The sequence below is a fragment of the Planococcus daihaiensis genome, assembly GCF_049262615.1.
Classification (GTDB): Bacteria; Bacillota; Bacilli; order Bacillales_A; family Planococcaceae; genus Planococcus.
The window spans coordinates 1,619,701-1,639,867 of sequence record NZ_CP175504.1 but is presented as its reverse complement, the minus strand read 5'-3'; the positions used below and the strand labels follow the sequence as shown (position 1 = coordinate 1,639,867).

The 20,167-nt window shown below is 47.9% G+C and carries 12 protein-coding genes, 1 tRNA gene, 3 rRNA genes and 1 other annotated feature; of the genes, 5 read left to right on the top strand and 11 right to left on the bottom strand.

Translation table 11 applies throughout. From position 1 onward, the window contains the following. The first annotated feature begins 1 nt into the window (after position 1). The 3 genes from DHX103_RS07795 (at position 2) to DHX103_RS07785 (ending at position 2,244) form a co-directional block, all read left to right on the top strand. Positions 2 to 1,060 (top strand): ABC transporter ATP-binding protein, encoded by a 1,059-nt coding sequence (locus tag DHX103_RS07795; protein WP_422121775.1) that lies wholly within the window; start codon positions 2 to 4, stop codon positions 1,058 to 1,060. Beyond that, the gene (locus DHX103_RS07790) at positions 1,005 to 2,018 is read left to right on the top strand and encodes an ABC transporter ATP-binding protein (protein ID WP_422121774.1); all 1,014 of its coding nucleotides are present in this window, start codon (positions 1,005 to 1,007) and stop codon (positions 2,016 to 2,018) included. The genes DHX103_RS07795 and DHX103_RS07790 overlap by 56 nt, the downstream gene beginning before the upstream one ends. Before the next feature lie 133 nt (positions 2,019 to 2,151). Continuing rightward, positions 2,152 to 2,244: transfer RNA gene (locus DHX103_RS07785), tRNA-Ser, on the top strand. 208 nt (positions 2,245 to 2,452) lie between these two features. Here the strand turns inward: DHX103_RS07785 and DHX103_RS07780 are convergent. Together DHX103_RS07780 and DHX103_RS07775 are read right to left on the bottom strand one after the other, a co-directional pair. Continuing rightward, complete coding sequence (locus DHX103_RS07780; protein WP_422121773.1) at positions 2,453 to 3,121, bottom strand: deoxynucleoside kinase; 669 nt, start codon at positions 3,119 to 3,121, stop codon at positions 2,453 to 2,455. After that, positions 3,118 to 3,756: a deoxynucleoside kinase gene (locus DHX103_RS07775; RefSeq protein WP_422121772.1), complete on the bottom strand. Its 639-nt coding sequence runs from the start codon at positions 3,754 to 3,756 to the stop codon at positions 3,118 to 3,120. Before DHX103_RS07775 ends, DHX103_RS07780 begins: the two co-directional genes overlap by 4 nt. A gap of 254 nt (positions 3,757 to 4,010) precedes the next feature. Between DHX103_RS07775 and tadA the strand changes: the two genes are divergently transcribed. Continuing rightward, positions 4,011 to 4,496 carry a tRNA adenosine(34) deaminase TadA gene (gene tadA / locus DHX103_RS07770; protein ID WP_422121771.1) on the top strand — a complete coding sequence of 162 codons (486 nt, stop codon included), beginning with the start codon at positions 4,011 to 4,013 and terminating at the stop codon, positions 4,494 to 4,496. On the opposite strand, the gene DHX103_RS07765 is transcribed toward tadA, so the two are convergent. Continuing rightward, the gene (locus DHX103_RS07765) at positions 4,491 to 5,369 is read right to left on the bottom strand and encodes an alpha/beta hydrolase (protein ID WP_422121770.1); all 879 of its coding nucleotides are present in this window, start codon (positions 5,367 to 5,369) and stop codon (positions 4,491 to 4,493) included. The two genes, tadA and DHX103_RS07765, sit on opposite strands and share 6 nt — an antisense overlap. Positions 5,370 to 5,489: 120 nt before the next feature. Further along, positions 5,490 to 6,764 carry a serine--tRNA ligase gene (gene serS / locus DHX103_RS07760; protein ID WP_422121769.1) on the bottom strand — a complete coding sequence of 425 codons (1,275 nt, stop codon included), beginning with the start codon at positions 6,762 to 6,764 and terminating at the stop codon, positions 5,490 to 5,492. A gap of 68 nt (positions 6,765 to 6,832) precedes the next feature. Continuing rightward, positions 6,833 to 7,042: a binding site (T-box leader), on the bottom strand. Between the two features lie 160 nt (positions 7,043 to 7,202). Here serS and DHX103_RS07755 point away from each other — a divergent pair. Continuing rightward, on the top strand, positions 7,203 to 8,627 hold the full coding sequence (locus DHX103_RS07755) for a PLP-dependent aminotransferase family protein (RefSeq protein ID WP_422121768.1): 1,425 nt from the start codon (positions 7,203 to 7,205) through the stop codon (positions 8,625 to 8,627). 11 nt (positions 8,628 to 8,638) lie between these two features. On the opposite strand, the gene DHX103_RS07750 is transcribed toward DHX103_RS07755, so the two are convergent. The 7 genes from DHX103_RS07750 to gyrA form a co-directional block, all read right to left on the bottom strand. Next, a complete protein-coding gene (locus tag DHX103_RS07750; protein WP_422124739.1) occupies positions 8,639 to 9,955 on the bottom strand; it encodes a serine hydrolase in 1,317 nt (438 codons plus the stop codon). A gap of 160 nt (positions 9,956 to 10,115) precedes the next feature. Continuing rightward, positions 10,116 to 11,579 carry an IMP dehydrogenase gene (guaB, locus tag DHX103_RS07745; RefSeq protein ID WP_422121767.1) on the bottom strand — a complete coding sequence of 488 codons (1,464 nt, stop codon included), beginning with the start codon at positions 11,577 to 11,579 and terminating at the stop codon, positions 10,116 to 10,118. A 103-nt stretch (positions 11,580 to 11,682) separates the two neighbouring features. Further along, a complete protein-coding gene (locus DHX103_RS07740) occupies positions 11,683 to 12,159 on the bottom strand; it encodes a glutathione peroxidase (protein WP_422121766.1) in 477 nt (158 codons plus the stop codon). A 168-nt stretch (positions 12,160 to 12,327) separates the two neighbouring features. Then, a 5S ribosomal RNA gene (rrf, locus tag DHX103_RS07735) occupies positions 12,328 to 12,443 on the bottom strand. An 89-nt stretch (positions 12,444 to 12,532) separates the two neighbouring features. Continuing rightward, positions 12,533 to 15,467, bottom strand: a 23S ribosomal RNA gene (locus tag DHX103_RS07730). A 213-nt stretch (positions 15,468 to 15,680) separates the two neighbouring features. After that, positions 15,681 to 17,230 (bottom strand): 16S ribosomal RNA (locus tag DHX103_RS07725). Together the 16S, 23S and 5S rRNA genes form the textbook arrangement of a ribosomal RNA operon. 356 nt (positions 17,231 to 17,586) lie before the next feature. Further along, positions 17,587 to 20,160, bottom strand: a complete 2,574-nt coding sequence (gene gyrA / locus DHX103_RS07720; RefSeq protein ID WP_422124693.1) for a DNA gyrase subunit A — start codon at positions 20,158 to 20,160, stop codon at positions 17,587 to 17,589. Positions 20,161 to 20,167: the final 7 nt, after the last annotated feature.

Below are 20,167 nucleotides of genomic sequence, written 5' to 3'. Positions count from 1 at the left end.
AATGAGCACTCCAGAAATAATATTAGAAGTAAATAATTTAAAGACCGCATTTAAAACGGATACAGGTGAAGTAAACGCCGTAGACGGAGTCAGCTTCAAATTGCCAAAAGGAAAAACTATTGGCATCGTTGGCGAATCCGGCTCCGGAAAAAGTATCACAGCCCTGTCAATTCTTCGTTTACTTGACAGCAACGGAAGAAACAAAGGCGGCGAAATCCTTTATAAAGGGAATAATTTGCTGAAGTACTCAGATGATCAAATGCGCAAGCTTCGCGGCAATGAAATCTCTATGATCTTCCAGGAACCGATGACTTCATTGAACCCAGTGTTCACCGTGGGCCAGCAAATCAGCGAGTCGCTAATACTGCATCAAAACATGTCCAAAAAAGAAGCACACCTGCGCTCGGTTGAATTGCTGACACTTGTCGGCATTCCTTCTCCGGAAAGCCGGGTTAAAAACTATCCGTTTGAATTATCAGGCGGAATGCGCCAACGGGTAATGATTGCGATGTCACTTGCTTGTGATCCTGAAATATTGATTGCGGATGAGCCGACAACAGCACTTGATGTAACAATTCAGGCACAAATTCTGGAATTGATCAGAGAACTGCAGGACCGCCTTGGCATGTCGGTTATTTTCATCACGCATGACCTTGGGGTAGTTGCCGAAACCTGTGATTATGTTGCAGTTATGTATGCTGGGCAGGTAGTGGAGTATGCGGATATCCGCACATTATTCCATCAGCCAAAATTGCCGTATACAATCGGGCTCCTAAAATCCTTGCCTCGCCACGATATCGAGCAGGATAAATTGGAACCGATTAAAGGCAATGTGCCAAGTCCGTTCGAGATGCCAACGGGCTGCCGCTTTTCACCGCGCTGTCCGGCCGCTACGGATCTATGCCGTACGAAAATGCCAGAACTCGAAACAGACGAAAACGGCAATCAAGTCCGCTGCTGGATTTATTCAGAAGAATGGGACGGAGAATCGGAGGTGGAAATCTATGGCGAAAAAAGAATTGCTAAAGGTGGAGGGACTAAAACAGTACTTTCCGATTAAAGGTGGTTTTTTAGGCCGTACTGTCAATCACGTCAAAGCTGTAGATGATATCAGCTTCACAGTATATGAAGGCGAGACCGTCAGCATTGTTGGTGAGTCGGGTTGCGGGAAATCCACAACTGGCCGCGCAATCTTGCGTCTTGAAGAGCCTACGGAAGGAACTGTTGAATTCCGGGGCGTTAATCTGGCAAATATTTCAAAAAGAGAAATGCGGGATTACAGAAAAGATTTGCAAATCATTTTCCAGGATCCTTATGCGTCGATTAACCCGCGTCAAACTGTCGCCTCCGTTTTAACTGAAGCGATGGATATCCAAAAAGTTCTGCCGCCTAACAAGCGTCGTGCTCGAGTGGAAGAGCTGCTGGAAACAGTCGGCCTGCTTCCTTATCAGGCTGACCGCTTTCCGCATGAATTTTCAGGCGGCCAGCGCCAGCGAATCGGGATTGCTCGCGCATTATCGGTAAACCCTCAACTGATTATTTGCGACGAGGCCGTATCTGCCCTGGATGTATCGATTCAAGCCCAGGTGCTTAATTTGCTGGAAGAACTGCAGGACGAATTCCAGTTGACTTACCTGTTCATTTCGCATGATTTAGGGGTCGTCCGCCACATTTCTGACCGGATCATCGTAATGTATTTGGGGAAAATTGTGGAGATTGCCGACAAGAAGAGTTTGTTTGAAAATCCTAAACATCCTTATACAAATGCCTTGCTGTCTGCGATTCCGGTTCCGGATCCTGATAAAAAGAAAGATCGGATCGTTCTGAAAGGCGATGTTCCTTCGCCAATCGATCCACCTACAGGATGCCGTTTCCATACTCGCTGTCCGTTTGCGACAGACAAGTGCGTCACAGATGTGCCTGAGCTTCGCACAACCGATAACATGATCGAGGATCACCAAGCAGCATGCCATTATATTGAGGAAATTGCTGCAGGCACAAAAGAGAGAATTTACTAAAGCTTCCACCCCTGAGGTTTTCATGCCCGGGGGTTTTCTTCTTTTTAAATCTTTTTAGAAATCTATCCAATAAATTACGCAAAACTGTTGACAGCTTTTAGTCATCCGTGTTAAATTAATATTTGTCTGATACGGAGGAATACCCAAGTTTGGCTGAAGGGATCGGTCTTGAAAACCGACAGGGGAGTCAAATCCCGCGGGGGTTCGAATCCCTCTTCCTCCTCCATTTTTTGAATTTACGCGCATATAAATTCGAGATTGGATTCGTTACGAAAGTAACGAATTTTTCTTAACCCATATGTGACTGAAAATTTCGATTCAATCAAATATTACCTTTATGAGGCTTTCTTAATAGGAAGTCTCTTTTATATTTCCCGGGAAATAAACACAAAAAAACCGTGAGCGATGTATTCATCACTCACGGTTTTTTCGTTTTATTTGCGCAGCACCAATGCTTGCTGCATGAAGTTGCCTACCCGTTCAACAATCTGTTCCGAGCAATCCGGATCTTTCAGCAGATCGTAATCATTGATGTTCAAGCGCAGTACCGGACAGCCGTTAAAAGTGTTGATCCAGTTTTCATAGCGCTGGTGCATCTCGATCCAGTACTCGATCGGCGTCTGCTGCTCCATCTGGCGCCCACGCTCCTGGATGCGGCCAATGATATCGTCAATTGAACCTTCCAGGTAAATCAGCAAATCCGGATGCGGGAAATATGGCGTCATCACCATTGCCTCGAAAAGGTTCGTATACGTTTCGTAATCGACATTGTTCATCGTGCCTTTTTCCCAGTGCATCTTCGCGAAGATGCCGGTATCTTCATAAATCGACCGGTCCTGGATAAAGCCGCCGCCATACTCGAACATGCGCTTTTGCTCCTTGAAGCGTTCTGCGAGGAAATAAATCTGCAAATGGAAGCTCCATTTTTCAAAATCATCATAGAATAGGTCCAGGTAAGGGTTCGAATCCACTTTTTCAAAAGACGTGCGGAATTGAAGCGCATCTGACAACGCTTTTGTCATCGTCGACTTGCCGACACCTACTGTTCCTGCAATCGTAATGACCGCATTCGCTGGGATCCCATATTTTTCACGTAAATTCATATCGTTAAGCTCCTTTGTTCAAGTGTGTCATCCACTTTGGATAAAATTAGCTGCAAATCAGCGTTGTTCTGGACAAAATCTATTTCATCTCCATTAAAACGGAGAACGGGAATTTCAGGATGCGTACGCTCAAAGTGTTCGATGAATTCATGGTAGTCAGCAGCAAGCTGTTCCAAGTAATCTGCTGTGATCATGTGTTCGAATTCACGCCCGCGGAGCTTGATGCGGTTCATCAGGGTATCGAGACTGGCATGCAGGTAAATGACCATATTCGGCTTCGGCATATCAGCCGTCAGGATTTTGTAGATCTCTTCGTATTTCGCATATTCCAGCGGCGGCAACGTCCGCTTTGCGAAAATCAGGTTTTTAAAAATATGATAATCGGCTACGACCGATTCACGATTCGAGATGAATTTTTTCTGTATGTCGGTCAATTGCTTATAGCGATTGCATAGAAAGAACATTTCCGTCTGGAAGCTCCATTCTTCAATGTCTTCATAGAATTTATTTAAAAACGGATTTTCATCTACGATTTCCTTTAATAACTTGAATTGATTCTGATCAGCAATCGCCTTGCTCAGCGATGTTTTTCCTACGCCAATCGGCCCTTCTACCGTGATAAATGGCACCGGCATCCGAAGCCCCCCTTTTTCTTTTCATGTACGTTCATTGACCTAATTTTACCATAGAAAAAGGTTGAAAAGTAGAGGCAAAAAGCACCCGTCCAATTAATGGAGGGGTACTTTAAAACTTCCACTGTGGATTACCTGGGTTTTCATTGCGATCAAAAATGCCTTTGAATCAATGGTCTGTCCTATTTAAAAAGGTTCTTCATTTTATGCCCCTGTTTGCTGAAAAATGCTAAACTGGATGGAAGGAGAGATGCAGCATGAACGGCATGGAATTAGATCAGCATTACATGAAATTGGCGATTGAGGAAGCGAATAAAGCCGGAGCAAAAGGTGAAGTGCCGATTGGTGCCGTCATCGTCCATGATGGCACCGTCATTGCACGCGCTCATAATCTCCGCGAAACGAGTCGCAACGCCGTTACGCACGCGGAATTGATGGCAATCCAGCAAGCCTGTGAAGCACTCGACAACTGGCGACTGGAAGATACCATCCTTTACGTAACGTTAGAGCCTTGTCCAATGTGTGCAGGCGCCATCCTGCAGTCACGGATTCCGAGAGTCGTCTACGGTGCACGGGACGCGAAAGCCGGATGCGTCGATTCACTCTATAGACTCCTGAACGACGAACGGTTCAACCACCAATGCGAGGTCAAAGAGAATGTACTGGCCGACGAATGCGGCGGGTTGCTCACCCAATTCTTCCGCAACCTGCGGGAAACGAAGAAAAAACGGAAGCTGCTATAGCACTTCCGTTTTTTCTTCGTCCAAAAATTCCCCGATCAGTCGATTCACAATCAGCGGCTGTTCGTGGTGCACCCAGTGAGTCGCCTGTCCGATGAATACCAGCTCAGCGTCCGTACAGAAATTCAGACTTTCCTTCGCCAGCTGCCGCGACAGGAACTGATCGCCGATTCCCCACAGGATCCGTACCGGAACTTCGACTTTTCTTTTTGGCGTTTGGTGCAAACTTCCTTTCGGCAACGCCCGGTACCAATTCAGCATGCCGGTCAGCGCTCCCGGCTGTGCCCACGCTCTTCCGTAACGTTCCAGATCTTCCTCAGAAAACACATTCTGTCGGCTTGTGCCGGCCATCGCCTGTTTCATAAAACTGAAATCTTCTGCCGCCATCATCGCTTCCGGCAGCTTCGGCAATTGGAAATAAATCATATACGAACTCCTCACCCATTGCATTGGATTCCGCATCATCACGCGCGGCATGGCCATTGGATGCGGAATATTGATGGCAATCAGCTTCTCCACCAGTTCCGGTTTCGTCGCTGCCAGATGCCACGCCACCGCTCCGCCCCAATCGTGTCCGATGACCACCGCTTTTTCCTTTCCGCTCTGTTCGATCAGGCCGGCCACATCATCACGCAAATCGTCCAACGTGTAATTTTCCGCTCCCTGCGGCTTACTGCTCAAATTATAGCCCCGCTGATCCGGCGCCATCACCCGGTAGCCACGACCCGCCAGCGCGTCGATCTGATGCTTCCAGCCATACCAGAACTCCGGAAAGCCGTGAAGCAGAATCACCAATGGGCCGTCTTCTGGTCCCCCCACAGCCGTATGCAGCGAGACACCATTTGTTTGGATCGTTTCGAATGCAATCTTCTCCACATCAAAAACTCCCTTCCATTCTTTTGCTTCTCCATACCCTTTCCGGCATCAAAGGAATCGATTGTTTCATAGAATAAAAAAGGAGCCCCATAAGCACAATGCTTACAGAGCTCCCCTGTTTTATTTGATGAATTCTTTGCCGCCCATATAAGGACGCAATACTTCAGGAATGCGGACAGAACCGTCTTCCTGCTGGAAGTTTTCAAGCAATGCGGCAACCGTCCGACCGACTGCCAGCCCACTGCCGTTCAATGTGTGCACGAATTCCGGCTTGCCGCCAGCCTCGCGGCGGAATTTTATATTGGCGCGTCTCGCCTGGAAATCTTCGAAATTACTGCAAGAAGAAATTTCGCGGTACATCTCCTGGCTCGGGATCCAAACTTCGATATCGTATTTCTTCGCTGCCGTAAATCCTAGATCCGCTGTGCACATTTTCAGCACGCGGTAAGGAAGGCCCAATAATTGCAGCACTTTCTCCGCGTGGCCCGTCAATTTCTCTAACTCATCATAAGAGTCTTCCGGCTTCACAAAGCGCACCAGCTCGACTTTATTGAATTGGTGCTGTCGAATCAACCCCCGGGTGTCGCGCCCCGCAGAACCCGCTTCAGAGCGGAAATTCGCGCTGTAAGAGGCAAATGCCTGCGGCAGCATGTCGCCCGGCAGGATTTCATCGCGGTAGAAGTTGGTCACCGGCACTTCAGAAGTCGGAATCAGGAAGAAATCCTCTTTCTCGATCAGGAATGCGTCTTCTTCGAATTTCGGCAATTGCCCGGTGCCCGTCAAACTTTCACGGTTAACGAGATACGGCGGCAGCATCTCTTCATAATCATGCTCTTCCTGGTGAAGGTCCATCATGAAATTGATCAACCCGCGCTCGAGGCGTGCGCCGAGTCCGCGGTAGAACACAAAACGGCTGCCCGTCACTTTCGCCGCCCGTTCAAAATCAACGATGTTCAAATCCGTTGCGATATCCCAATGCGGTTTCGTTTCGTAGCCAAATTCCGGCTTGTCGCCCCATGTGCGGATTTCTTCGTTATCGTCCTCAGAATCTCCCAGCGGCACACTGTCGTGCGGAATATTCGGCACACGCATCATGATAAAGTTCAAACGTTCTTCGACCTCACGCAATTCATCGTCGATCGTTTTGATCGCATCGCCCACTTCACGCATTTTCGCAATCGCTTCGTCGGCGTTTTCTTTATTGCGTTTCATGACGGCGATATTTTGTGAAGCCTCGTTGCGCTCCGCCTTCAATTTCTCCGTCTGGGCAATCAATTCCCGGCGTTTGGCATCCAGCGGCTGAAAATCCTCCAGCACCGAAATATCTTCTCCCCGTTTCGCAAGCTTGCTTTTCACTTCTTCAAAATTATCCCGTACAAATCGGACATCCAACATGATAAATTCCTCCTCTTGTTTTTGGCGCAAATGGAAAAAAGACAACAAAAATAGCCCCCTTCCCCTGGTAAAGGGACGAGAGCTACCCGCGTTGCCACCCTGATTAACCGGTAAAAATCTCCGGTTCTCTTCATCACATAACGGCATTAAAACCGGCAATGGCTTATGTCGCCATGCAACTCCGGGGTGGATTCAAACGCGTTTTTCACCGGTTCGCACCAACCACCGGCTCTCTTTGGAAAAACAGACGTTTTACTAATTCCCATCAACGTTTCTTCTTTGAAATTAATCATACTTTACTATAATCCTTCCTGTTTGGCAAGAGGACGCCAAATCCACCCAGTTTTGTCCAAACTATCCCTTTCCGTTATACTTATACTGACCACATAAATAATCTGAAATCCTATACAATAAAGATGCCAGTTTGGAGGAATAATAATGGACATGCTGATGTTTCAATTGAAAAAAAGCAGTGCTACCCCTATATACAAACAACTATATACCGAAATCAAACAAGCCATCATCGACGGCAAAATCTCCGTTGAGACCAAATTGCCAAGCAAGCGGAAATTGGCGGAATTCCTGGCTATCAGCCAAACAACCGTCGAACTGGCTTATGGCCAGCTTGTGGCGGAAGGATTTATCGAATCCCGCCCTCGAAAAGGCTATTACGCGCAGGCCGTCGAGGAGCTCGCTTACCTTGATTTGCCGCAGGAAGAGCCCGTAATTCCAGAAAAGATCGATTACCTCTACGATTTCAACCCGGCACAGATCGATACCGGATCTTTTCCTTTTTCGACTTGGCGCAAATTGGCAAAAGAAGTCATTGATGAATCAAACGGTGAATTTCTGCTTTCCGGTCACCCGCAAGGTGACGATATGCTACGCCAGGAAATCGCCCGTTACCTGTTCCAGTCCCGCGGAGTGGTCTGCCAGGCGAACCAGATCATCATCGGTTCAGGAACCGAACAATTGATGCCGTTATTGATTCGCCTGCTCCCTAAAAATCTGATTTTCGGCTTTGAAAACCCCGGCTATGCCCTGACACACAGCATTTTCAGCCACCACGACCGCCAGTCGCTGCCGATCCCTATCGACGAAGACGGCATCAATGTCGCGGAACTCGAAGCCTCGCCGGTCGATGTGCCCTATGTTACCCCGTCCCATCAGTTTCCGACGGGTTCGGTCCTCAGTGCGACGCGGCGCGCCCAATTACTCAACTGGGCCACCGCCAAACCCGACCGTTACATCATTGAAGACGATTACGACAGCGAATTCCGCTACACCAGCCGTCCGATTCCTGCACTCCAGAGCATGGATCTGAGCGACCGGGTCATCTATATCAGCACCTTTTCAAAATCGCTGATGCCCTCCCTGCGGATTGCTTATATGGTATTGCCAAAAAGCTTACTGCTTGAATACAATAAAACCTTTCTTCATTACTCGTCTTCCGTGCCTAGGCTGGATCAGCAAATTGTCGCCCAGTTCATGAAAGAAGGCCATTTTTCCAGACATCTCAACCGCATGCGTAAATTGTATAAAAAGAAACTGGAACGATTGACGGTTTCTTTGGCTCCATTCGCGCCCGCCGTGACGATTTCTGGGGAACAGGCCGGGATGCATGTCGTTTTGACCGTGCAGAGCCCTTTCAGTGAAAAAGAACTGATCGACCGGGCAAAATCCGCTGGCATTCGAGTTTTCGGACTGCATTCCTATGATGTCGGAAAATCTGAAAGCTCATCTCCCGGTATTGTAATCGGTTTTGGCGGCCTGTCAGAACAGCAGATAGAAGAAGGCATCGATAAACTCATGGCAAGCTGGAAAATCAGCAAAGCAAAAAGCAGCTCATCTAATGAAAGATGAACTGCTTTTAATTAAAATAAACCTTTTACAAAATCAACAGCGCCAGTCCACATGGTAGTAAAGAAGCTGCCAACTGCCTGCAGGGAAAGGGAAAACCAGTTAGCGCGCTCGACACTTTCAGTTGTGATGACTTCCACGCCGCTCGCTGAACCTTCCAGATAACCATAATCAGAACCTGATTCCTTCGTAAGGTTAACGGTTCCCACTACTTGATCTTTCTCAATAGAAGCTTCGAGTTTGCCGTTATCGAGCAAAGACTCATCAACTACGAATTCGGGTACATAAGCATCTTTTTCGCTTGAACGCACCATCATCGTAATCGGATCCTTAACCGCGATATTGACCTCGTCTTCTTTACCTTTTGATACTGGCAGAGCTTGCTGGTCTTCAAATTGATAACCCGCAGGAACGATTTCCTGTTTTGTAAATTGGCCAAAACCGAAATCCATTAATGCGCGGGTAGCATCAAAGCGGGCTTTATAAGAACCAGCGCCTTCACTGTCTACAGCTTTCATGACGACAGTGATCAAACGGACATCGCCGCGTTTCGCTGTACCGGTGAAAGAATGGCCGGCAAAGTCAGTTGTACCCGTTTTTAACCCATCCATGCCTTCATATTCATAAACCAAACCTGGAAGCATGAAATTCCAGTTTGGCATATCTGTTTTATCATCCGTATCCTCACGGAAAACCGCTTTGGCTATACTTGTCGTTTCAAGTACTTCCGGGTAATCATCCATCAATGCTTTCGCCAACTTTGCCACAGAACGGGCAGGCATGATGTTTTCATCATTTTCTCCAGTACCTTCAGGATGCATGCCTTTTAAATCGGAATTATTCAAGCCAGTCGAGTTAACGAACTTCGTGTCTTCAAGACCCATTTCTTCTGCTTTTTTATTCATTAAGCGGACAAATTCGCCTTCAGTTCCCGCAATTGTCTCAGCAATCCCAATCGTGGCAGCATTAGCTGAATAAATCGCCAAAGCTTCATACAATTCCTCTATAGAATAAGTTCCATCAGCACGAAGCGGCACATTGCTTAGCGCTCTGTCCTGAGAAACCTGGTATGTAAAATCAGTCACGCTGTATTGTTGATCCCAAGTAATCCGGCCATCTTCGAGTGCTTCAAAAAGCAGGTATTCCGTCATCATTTTCGTCATACTTGCAACACCAAGTGGCGTGTCAGCGTTTTGTTCGTATAGAATTTTTCCACTTTCAGCATCCACCAAAATAGCGGCATCTGCCAGTATATTCAATGATTCGTTGGCGTTCGCGTGTTGCGGAACGATAATAGTCGACATAAATAAAGTTAATACTGTAAGCAACATTGTCATCTTAAAAGCTCTCTTCAATTCTCTCTATACCTCCAATATTCTGTTTCCCCATGCTATTCTATCATATTATTAATGTCCCGAAATAAATATATGCAAAAAGCACTCTTTCCCACCGAATAAAGATGGGAAAGAGTGCTAAATGGTTCAGTTTTTGTCAAATTGAGTAATTTGGTGATTCTTTTGTAATTTGAACATCATGCGGATGGCTTTCGCGTAATCCTGCGCCTGTCATACGGATAAACTGTGCATCATTGCGCAATGACTCCAAATCCTTTGTTCCGCAATAGCCCATGCCTGCGCGGACTCCGCCAAGCAATTGGTGGATTGTATCAGTAAGTGGCCCTTTATAAGGCAACCTTCCTTCAATTCCTTCCGGGACAAGCTTTTTCGCTTCATCCTGGAAATAACGGTCTTTCGATCCTTTTTCCATTGAAGAAATAGAACCCATTCCACGGTAAGTTTTAAAACGGCGCCCCTGGAAAATTTCAGTTTCTCCCGGGCTTTCGGTTGTTCCTGCCAAAAGACTGCCAAGCATTACGACATGTCCCCCAGCAGCAAGGGCTTTGATGATGTCACCCGAGTATTTAATGCCTCCATCAGCAATAATCGCTTTTCCATGTTTGCGCGCTTCTGTTGCACAATCATAAACTGCGGTAATCTGAGGAACCCCAACACCCGCCACTACACGAGTCGTACAAATCGATCCCGGGCCAATGCCAATTTTAACGACATCTGCTCCAGCGTCAATCAAAGCTTTTGTTCCTTCTGCTGTCGCAACGTTGCCCGCTATGATTGTCAGATCCGCAAATTGTGAGCGGATTGCACTGACCATTTCCAAAACACCTTTCGAATGGCCATGCGCCGTATCCAATACCACAACATCCACTTGTGCTTTCACAAGCTGCTCAACTCGTCTAAGTGTATCGGAAGTAACTCCGACTGCTGCCCCAACAAGAAGGCGGCCGTGGAAATCTTTTGCTGCAATCGGAAATTCGATGACTTTTTCAATGTCTTTGATTGTAATCAGGCCTTTTAATATTCCGGTTCCATCAACAATCGGCAATTTCTCGATTTTATATTGCTGTAGAATTTTTTCTGCATCTTCCAAAGTCGTCCCGACCGGAGCCGTAACCAATCTTTCCTTTGTCATAACATCATTTATTTTCAAAGAATAATCCTGAATAAACCGAAGGTCCCGGTTCGTAATAATACCCACTAATTTCAATTCTTCTTCATTATTGACAATCGGCACACCGGAAATCCGGTATTTGCCCATTAAATGTTCTGCGTCATATACCTGGTGATCGGGAGTCAAAAAGAAAGGGTCTGTGATGACGCCGTTTTCCGAACGTTTAACAGTTATTACCTGCTCTGCTTGTTCCTCGATGCTCATATTCTTATGGATGACGCCAAGCCCGCCTTGGCGTGCCATAGCAATCGCCATTTTCGCTTCCGTGACTGTATCCATCCCAGCACTGATAATCGGGATATTCAGCTTCAATTTCGGTGTCAGTTCCACCGATAAATCAGCATCCTTCGGCAATATTTCCGAATGTCCCGGAACAAGCAATACATCATCAAAAGTCAGACCCTCTTTTACAAATTTCGATTCCCACATTATCGACACGCCTCCTGCTTCCTATTAAATATTATTGTAAGGTTATCAGTGGGCATTCGGAGTGTCAAGAAATCAGAAATAGAAAAACTATTCCGACTAATCATTAAAGAATTGCCAGCAGATCTTCTTCAATTTTTTTGGGAGAAGTTTGAGGAGCATACCGTTTAACGACAGTTCCTTCCTTATCAACTAAAAACTTAGTGAAATTCCATTTAATTCCTTCAGTCAATAAACCCTTTTGTGACGATATCAAATATTTAAAAAGAGGATCGGAATTTTCACCTTTCACATCAACTTTCGCAAACATAGGAAACGTCACACCGTAATTCATTTTGCAGAATTCCATCGTATCATCCTGATTTTCAAATTCCTGGTTATTAAATTGTGCGCTCGGAAATCCGAGAATCTGAAGACCTTGTTCCTGATACTCTTCATAAAGTTTTTGCAGATCTTCAAATTGGGGCGTAAACCCACATTTACTTGCCGTATTTACTATGACCATTGGCTTGCCTTTAAACTTTTCAAGCGATTCCATCTCGCCCTGTACATTTTTCACACTATAATCATAAATTGAATCCATCTACATCAACCTCCTAAGTTATTTCAAGATTATATTTTAACTGAGCTTAATACAAGCAATAAGACTACTGGCAATTGTCAACCACTCTTCATTTTTCTTCTATAAAATAAAAATTGTAAACAATAAAAGGCCGTCACCGCTTACGCGGTCACGACCTTTCTTTTTGATGCCCAGCGACGTCCTACTCTCACAGGGGGAAACCCCCAACTACCATCGGCGCAAAAGAGCTTAACTGCCGTGTTCGGGATGGGAACGGGTGTGGCCTCTTTGCCATCGTCACTGGACTACTTTTTTGAGTGCTTGCGCTCTCAAAACTGGATACAACAGACATTGAAACAGCGTGCGAAACAATTGCGTTCCTGAAAGTGGTGTTTTGGTTAAGTCCTCGATCGATTAGTATTCGTCAGCTGCACGTGTCGCCACGCTTCCACCTCGAACCTATCTACCTCATCGTCTTTGAGGGATCTTACTTGCTTGCGCAATGGGAAATCTCATCTTGAGGGGGGCTTCGTGCTTAGATGCTTTCAGCACTTATCCCGGCCACACATAGCTACCCAGCGATGCCCCTGGCGGAACAACTGGTACACCAGCGGTGTGTCCATCCCGGTCCTCTCGTACTAAGGACAGCTCCTCTCAAATTTCCTGCGCCCGCGACGGATAGGGACCGAACTGTCTCACGACGTTCTGAACCCAGCTCGCGTACCGCTTTAATGGGCGAACAGCCCAACCCTTGGGACCGACTACAGCCCCAGGATGCGATGAGCCGACATCGAGGTGCCAAACCTCCCCGTCGATGTGGACTCTTGGGGGAGATAAGCCTGTTATCCCCGGGGTAGCTTTTATCCGTTGAGCGATGGCCCTTCCATGCGGAACCACCGGATCACTAAGCCCGTCTTTCGACCCTGCTCGACCTGTACGTCTCGCAGTCAAGCTCCCTTCTGCCTTTACACTCTGCGAATGATTTCCAACCATTCTGAGGGAACCTTTGGGCGCCTCCGTTACTCTTTAGGAGGCGACCGCCCCAGTCAAACTGCCCGCCTGACACTGTCTCCCACCCCGATCAGGGGTGCGGGTTAAAGTTCAATACAACCAGGGTAGTATCCCACCGACGCCTCCACCGAAGCTGGCGCTCCGGGTTCATTGGCTCCTACCTATCCTGTACAAGTTGCACCAAAATTCAATATCAGGCTACAGTAAAGCTCCACGGGTCTTTCCGTCCTGTCGCGGGTAACCTGCATCTTCACAGGTACTATAATTTCACCGAGTCTCTCGTTGAGACAGTGCCCAGATCGTTACGCCTTTCGTGCGGGTCGGAACTTACCCGACAAGGAATTTCGCTACCTTAGGACCGTTATAGTTACGGCCGCCGTTTACTGGGGCTTCGGTTCGCACCTTCGCTTGCGCTAAGCACTCCCCCTTAACCTTCCAGCACCGGGCAGGCGTCAGCCCCTATACGTCACCTTACGGTTTTGCAGAGACCTGTGTTTTTGCTAAACAGTCGCCTGGGCCTATTCACTGCGGCTCTCTCGGGCTGTAACACCCTACCAGAGCACCCCTTCTCCCGAAGTTACGGGGTCATTTTGCCGAGTTCCTTAACGAGAGTTCACTCGCTCACCTTAGAATTCTCTTCTCGCCTACCTGTGTCGGTTTGCGGTACGGGCACCTCCCGCCTCGCTAGAGGCTTTTCTTGGCAGTGTGAAATCAGGGACTCCAGGGCGCAATGCCCCTTGCCATCACAGCTCAACGTATCAGGAATGGGATTTGCCTCATTCCACGCCTCACTGCTTGGACGCGCACAACCAACGGCGCGCTCACCTTATCCTTCTGCGTCCCCCCATTGCTCAAACGGCGGGAGGTGGTACAGGAATATCAACCTGTTGTCCATCGTCTACGCCTATCGGCCTCGACTTAGGTCCCGACTGACCCTGAGCGGACGAGCCTTCCTCAGGAAACCTTGGGCATTCGGTGGACGGGATTCTCACCCGTCTTTCGTTACTCATACCGGCATTCTCACTTCTAAGCGCTCCACGAATCCTTCCGGTTCCGCTTCGACGCCCTTAGAACGCTCTCCTACCACGGATCTCTTGCGAGATCCATCCACAGCTTCGGTAATCCGTTTAGCCCCGGTACATTTTCGGCGCAGTGTCACTCGACCAGTGAGCTATTACGCACTCTTTAAATGATGGCTGCTTCTAAGCCAACATCCTGGTTGTCTAAGCAACGCCACATCCTTTTCCACTTAACGGATATTTGGGGACCTTAGCTGGTGGTCTGGGCTGTTTCCCTCTTGACTACGGATCTTATCACTCGCAGTCTGACTCCCAATCATAAATCACTGGCATTCGGAGTTTGTCTGAATTCGGTAACCCGGGATGGGCCCCTAGTCCAAACAGTGCTCTACCTCCAGGATTCTAAAAGATTGAGGCTAGCCCTAAAGCTATTTCGGAGAGAACCAGCTATCTCCAGGTTCGATTGGAATTTCTCCGCTACCCACACCTCATCCCCGCACTTTTCAACGTGCGTGGGTTCGGGCCTCCAGTAAGTGTTACCTTACCTTCACCCTGGACATGGGTAGATCACCTGGTTTCGGGTCTACAACTGCATACTCTGTCGCCCTGTTCAGACTCGCTTTCGCTGCGGCTCCGGCTTCTCACCTTAACCTTGCATGCAATCGTAACTCGCCGGTTCATTCTACAAAAGGCACGCCATCACCCATTAACGGGCTCTGACTACTTGTAGGCACACGGTTTCAGGATCTATTTCACTCCCCTTCCGGGGTGCTTTTCACCTTTCCCTCACGGTACTGGTTCACTATCGGTCACTAGGGAGTATTTAGCCTTGGGAGATGGTCCTCCCGGATTCCGACGGAATTTCACGTGTTCCGCCGTACTCAGGATCCACTCTGGAGGGAACACACTTTCGGCTACGGGGCTGTTACCCGGTATCGCGGACCGTTCCAGGTCGCTTCGCCTAACGCGTTCTTTTGTAACTCCGTATAGAGTGTCCTACAACCCCAAGAGGCAAGCCTCTTGGTTTGGGCTGTTCCCGTTTCGCTCGCCGCTACTCAGGGAATCGCATTTGCTTTCTCTTCCTCCAGGTACTTAGATGTTTCAGTTCCCTGGGTGTGCCTTCGCATGTGTTATGAATTCACACATGGATACTGCCCCATTACAGGCAGCGGGTTTCCCCATTCGGAAATCTCCGGATCAAAGCTCACTTACAGCTCCCCGGAGCATATCGGTGTTAGTGCCGTCCTTCTTCGGCTCCTAGTGCCAAGGCATCCACCGTGCGCCCTTCCTAACTTAACCAAGTTGGTTCTGTTAAAAAGTTGATCACCGATTGGTGATCGTGTCACTTCATGAATCGCTTGTTTCGTTTTGTTTCAATGTCGTTTTATCCAGTTTTCAAAGAACAAGTGTTGAAAGTCACGCCACCAGGCATCGCCTGCAGGTGAACCTTCAAAACTGAACGCAAAACGTCAACGCCAAACCCGCAGGTCTGGCTTCCGATAATATCCTTAGAAAGGAGGTGATCCAGCCGCACCTTCCGATACGGCTACCTTGTTACGACTTCACCCCAATCATCCGTCCCACCTTCGGCGGCTGGCTCCACGAATGGTTACCTCACCGACTTCGGGTGTTACAAACTCTCGTGGTGTGACGGGCGGTGTGTACAAGGCCCGGGAACGTATTCACCGTGGCATGCTGATCCACGATTACTAGCGATTCCGGCTTCATGCAGGCGAGTTGCAGCCTGCAATCCGAACTGAGAACGGTTTTCTGGGATTGGCTCCCCCTCGCGGGTTGGCTGCCCTTTGTACCGTCCATTGTAGCACGTGTGTAGCCCAGGTCATAAGGGGCATGATGATTTGACGTCATCCCCACCTTCCTCCGGTTTGTCACCGGCAGTCACCTTAGAGTGCCCAACTGAATGCTGGCAACTAAGATCAAGGGTTGCGCTCGTTGCGGGACTTAACCCAACATCTCACGACACGAGCTGACGACAACCATGCACCACCTGTCACCGCTGTCCCCGAAGGGAAAGCCTAGTCTCCTAGGCGGTCAGCGGGATGTCAAGACCTGGTAAGGTTCTTCGCGTTGCTTCGAATTAAACCACATGCTCCACCGCTTGTGCGGGCCCCGTCAATTCCTTTGAGTTTCAGCCTTGCGGCCGTACTCCCCAGGCGGAGTGCTTAATGCGTTAGCTGCAGCACTAAGGGGCGGAAACCCCCTAACACTTAGCACTCATCGTTTACGGCGTGGACTACCAGGGTATCTAATCCTGTTTGCTCCCCACGCTTTCGCGCCTCAGCGTCAGTTACAGACCAGAAAGTCGCCTTCGCCACTGGTGTTCCTCCACATCTCTACGCATTTCACCGCTACACATGGAATTCCACTTTCCTCTTCTGCACTCAAGTCCCCCAGTTTCCAATGACCCTCCACGGTTGAGCCGTGGGCTTTCACATCAGACTTAAGGGACCGCCTGCGCGCGCTTTACGCCCAATAATTCCGGACAACGCTTGCCACCTACGTATTACCGCGGCTGCTGGCACGTAGTTAGCCGTGGCTTTCTGGTGAGGTACCGTCAAGGTACCAGTAGTTAGTTGGTACTTGTTCTTCCCTCACAACAGAGTTTTACGATCCGAAAACCTTCGTCACTCACGCGGCATTGCTCCGTCAGACTTGCGTCCATTGCGGAAGATTCCCTACTGCTGCCTCCCGTAGGAGTCTGGGCCGTGTCTCAGTCCCAGTGTGGCCGATCACCCTCTCAGGTCGGCTACGCATCGTCGCCTTGGTGGGCCATTACCCCACCAACTAGCTAATGCGCCGCGGGCCCATCCTGCAGTGACAGCCGAAACCGTCTTTCCGTGCAGCCTCAGGAGAGGCCGCAAACTATTCGGTATTAGCACCGGTTTCCCGGAGTTATCCCGATCTGCAGGGCAGGTTGCCCACGTGTTACTCACCCGTCCGCCGCTGAACCAAGGGAGCAAGCTCCCAAGGTTCCGCTCGACTTGCATGTATTAGGCATGCCGCCAGCGTTCGTCCTGAGCCAGGATCAAACTCTCCATTATAGAGTAGTTGATTGCTCAAATACTTGCTGGCGCATCGCGGTCTAAAAGACGCACGATTCGCTTTGATCTGCGCGATGCTGATCAGTAAGTTTGCGCGGGCCGTTTTGCGCGGCCGTTGCTGTTTGTTGACGTTTTGCTGTTCAGTTTTCAAGGTTCAAATCATAACGCCGCGCTCATTGGCGACTTAAATAATATACCACGCCTTTCCTACTGCGTCAACAGAAAACATAAAGAAACTTCTGATCCGATCGATTTGTTTTCAGCTATTCTTTTTCCGCATAATTAAAATATAATTGCGTCAATTAAAACGTCCCCAAAAAAGAGAACCCGCAAAATTCTTTGCGGGTTCTCAAAAATTATTCTTCAGTTTCATCAGGCAGTTCTTTAACGCTATCATCTATATCATCAGACACAACTTCACCATCCGCATAAACGTCAGCTCCTGCACTTTCTTCTATAAGAAGCTCATCGATGTCATCTTCTTCTGATTCAGGCAAATCGATGTCCTTCTTAACTTTAGCAACTGTTGCAACAATCTCGTTTTCACTTAAACGAATCAAGCGAACACCTTGCGTACTTCTGCCAGTGGTCGAGATATCATTGACATCCATTCGTATTAAAACACCATTGATGGTGATCAACATGATATCCTCTGTACCATTAACTGTCCGAACTGCAACAAGTGGTCCGTTCTTTTCCGTGATCTGGCACGTTTTAATTCCCATACCACCGCGTGACTGAACGCGGTATTCGGATTCTTTTGTCTGTTTGCCGTAGCCATTTTCAGTAATGACCAAAACATAATCTTCAGGATCTAAGATTTCCATGCCGACTACTTTATCGCCTTCACGGAGACGGATGCCGCGGACGCCGCTTGCTGTCCGGCCCATGCTGCGAATATCAGTTTCCGGGAAACGGATCAATGCCCCGTTGCGCGTTCCGATAACCATTTCTTTAGTACCGTCTGTCAGTTTGACTGAAATCAGCTCATCTTCTTCACGCAAGCCGATGGCAATCAGACCATTTTGACGTATATTAGCATAATTTGTAACCGGAGTCCGTTTGCTGACTCCGTCACGGGTAGTAAAGAAGAAGAATGCATCTTCCGTGAATTCTTCTACACGGATTACAGCAGTAACTTTTTCTTCCTTTCCGATTTCCAGCAGATTCACCAATGGAAGCCCTTTTGCCGTACGGCCGTATTCTGGAATCTGATAGCCTTTTTTGCGGTAGACTTTCCCTTTGTTTGTAAAGAACAGAATCGTGTCATGGGTTGAGGTATATAGAAGGTGTTCTACAAAATCGTCTTCATTTGTGCCCATCCCCTGAACGCCGCGTCCTCCGCGTTTTTGGCTGCGGTAAGTGTTAGCAGGCAAACGCTTGATATAGCCGTTATGCGTCAATGTAAGAACTGAGTCTTCTCGTGGAATCAAATCTTCGTCTTCGAACATTTCAGAGCCGCCCGTAGTGATTTCAGTTCTTCTTTCATCATTGAAACGCTCTTTAATCTCTAACATTTCTTCACGGATAATTTCAAGAATTCGATATTCGTTTGCCAAAATTTCACGAAGTTCTTCGATTATTTTTACCAACCCAAGATATTCATCTTCGATTTTATCGCGTTCCAGGCCGGTTAAGCGCTGGAGGCGCATATCAAGAATTGCCTGTGATTGGCGCTCGGAAAGTTTGAAATCATTCATCAAGCCATTCCGGGCTTCTTCTGCTGTCTGGGATCCACGTATTAATGCAATAATTGCATCGATATGATCCAGTGCAATGCGCAACCCTTCCAAAATATGCGCGCGGTCTTCCGCTTTTTGCAAATCGAACTGCGTACGGCGACGGATAACTACTTTTTGATGTTCCAAATAATGGAAAAGTACATCGCGTAAGCTAAGAACCTTTGGATGACCATCTACAAGAGCCAGCATATTGATGCCAAAGCTTGTCTGCATCGCTGTTTGCTTGTAAAGGTTATTCAATAGAACATTAGCACTTGCATCGCGGCGAACTTCAATAACAACACGCATGCCGTTACGGTCGGATTCATCACGAAGGTCCGTAATGCCATCAATTTTCTTGTCCCGCACCAATTCGGCGATTTTTTCTATAAGGCGTGCTTTATTGACCTGAAATGGCAATTCATGGATTAGGATCGTTTCACGGCCGTTCGGTTTCGTTTCAATTTCCACTACCGAACGGATCAATACAGAGCCTTTTCCGGTTTCATAGGCACGGCGAATGCCGCTGCGGCCAAGAATAATCCCACCCGTCGGAAAATCCGGTCCGGGAATAAATTCAAGCAATTCTTCCGTGGTAATCGCCGGATTTTCTGCCAATGCCAAAACAGCATCGATAGTTTCCCCAAGGTTATGCGGTGGAATATTCGTAGCCATACCTACCGCAATACCGGAAGTTCCGTTTACCAATAAGTTCGGGAAACGGGCTGGCAACACGACTGGTTCTTTTTCTTGTCCATCATAGTTTTCTCTATAATCAATCGTGTTTTTATTCAGATCACGCAATAATTCCATTGCGATTTTGGACATTCTGGACTCGGTATAACGCATGGCAGCTGCTGCATCGCCATCGACAGACCCGAAGTTTCCGTGCCCATCAACCAGCATATAGCGGTAACTGAAATCCTGCGCCATTCTTACCATTGTCTCGTAAACCGCACTGTCACCATGGGGGTGGTATTTACCGATTACATCCCCAACGATACGTGCTGATTTTTTATAGGCTTTATCGGAAGTGATTCCGAGATCATGCATTGCATATAGGATGCGTCGATGGACCGGTTTCAATCCATCACGAACATCCGGCAAAGCACGGGATACGATAACGCTCATCGCATAATCCAAAAACGATGTGCGCATCTCTGTACTTATATTTATTTCTTCAACTCCACTGCTAGGCCTTTCCGCCATTTCCGCA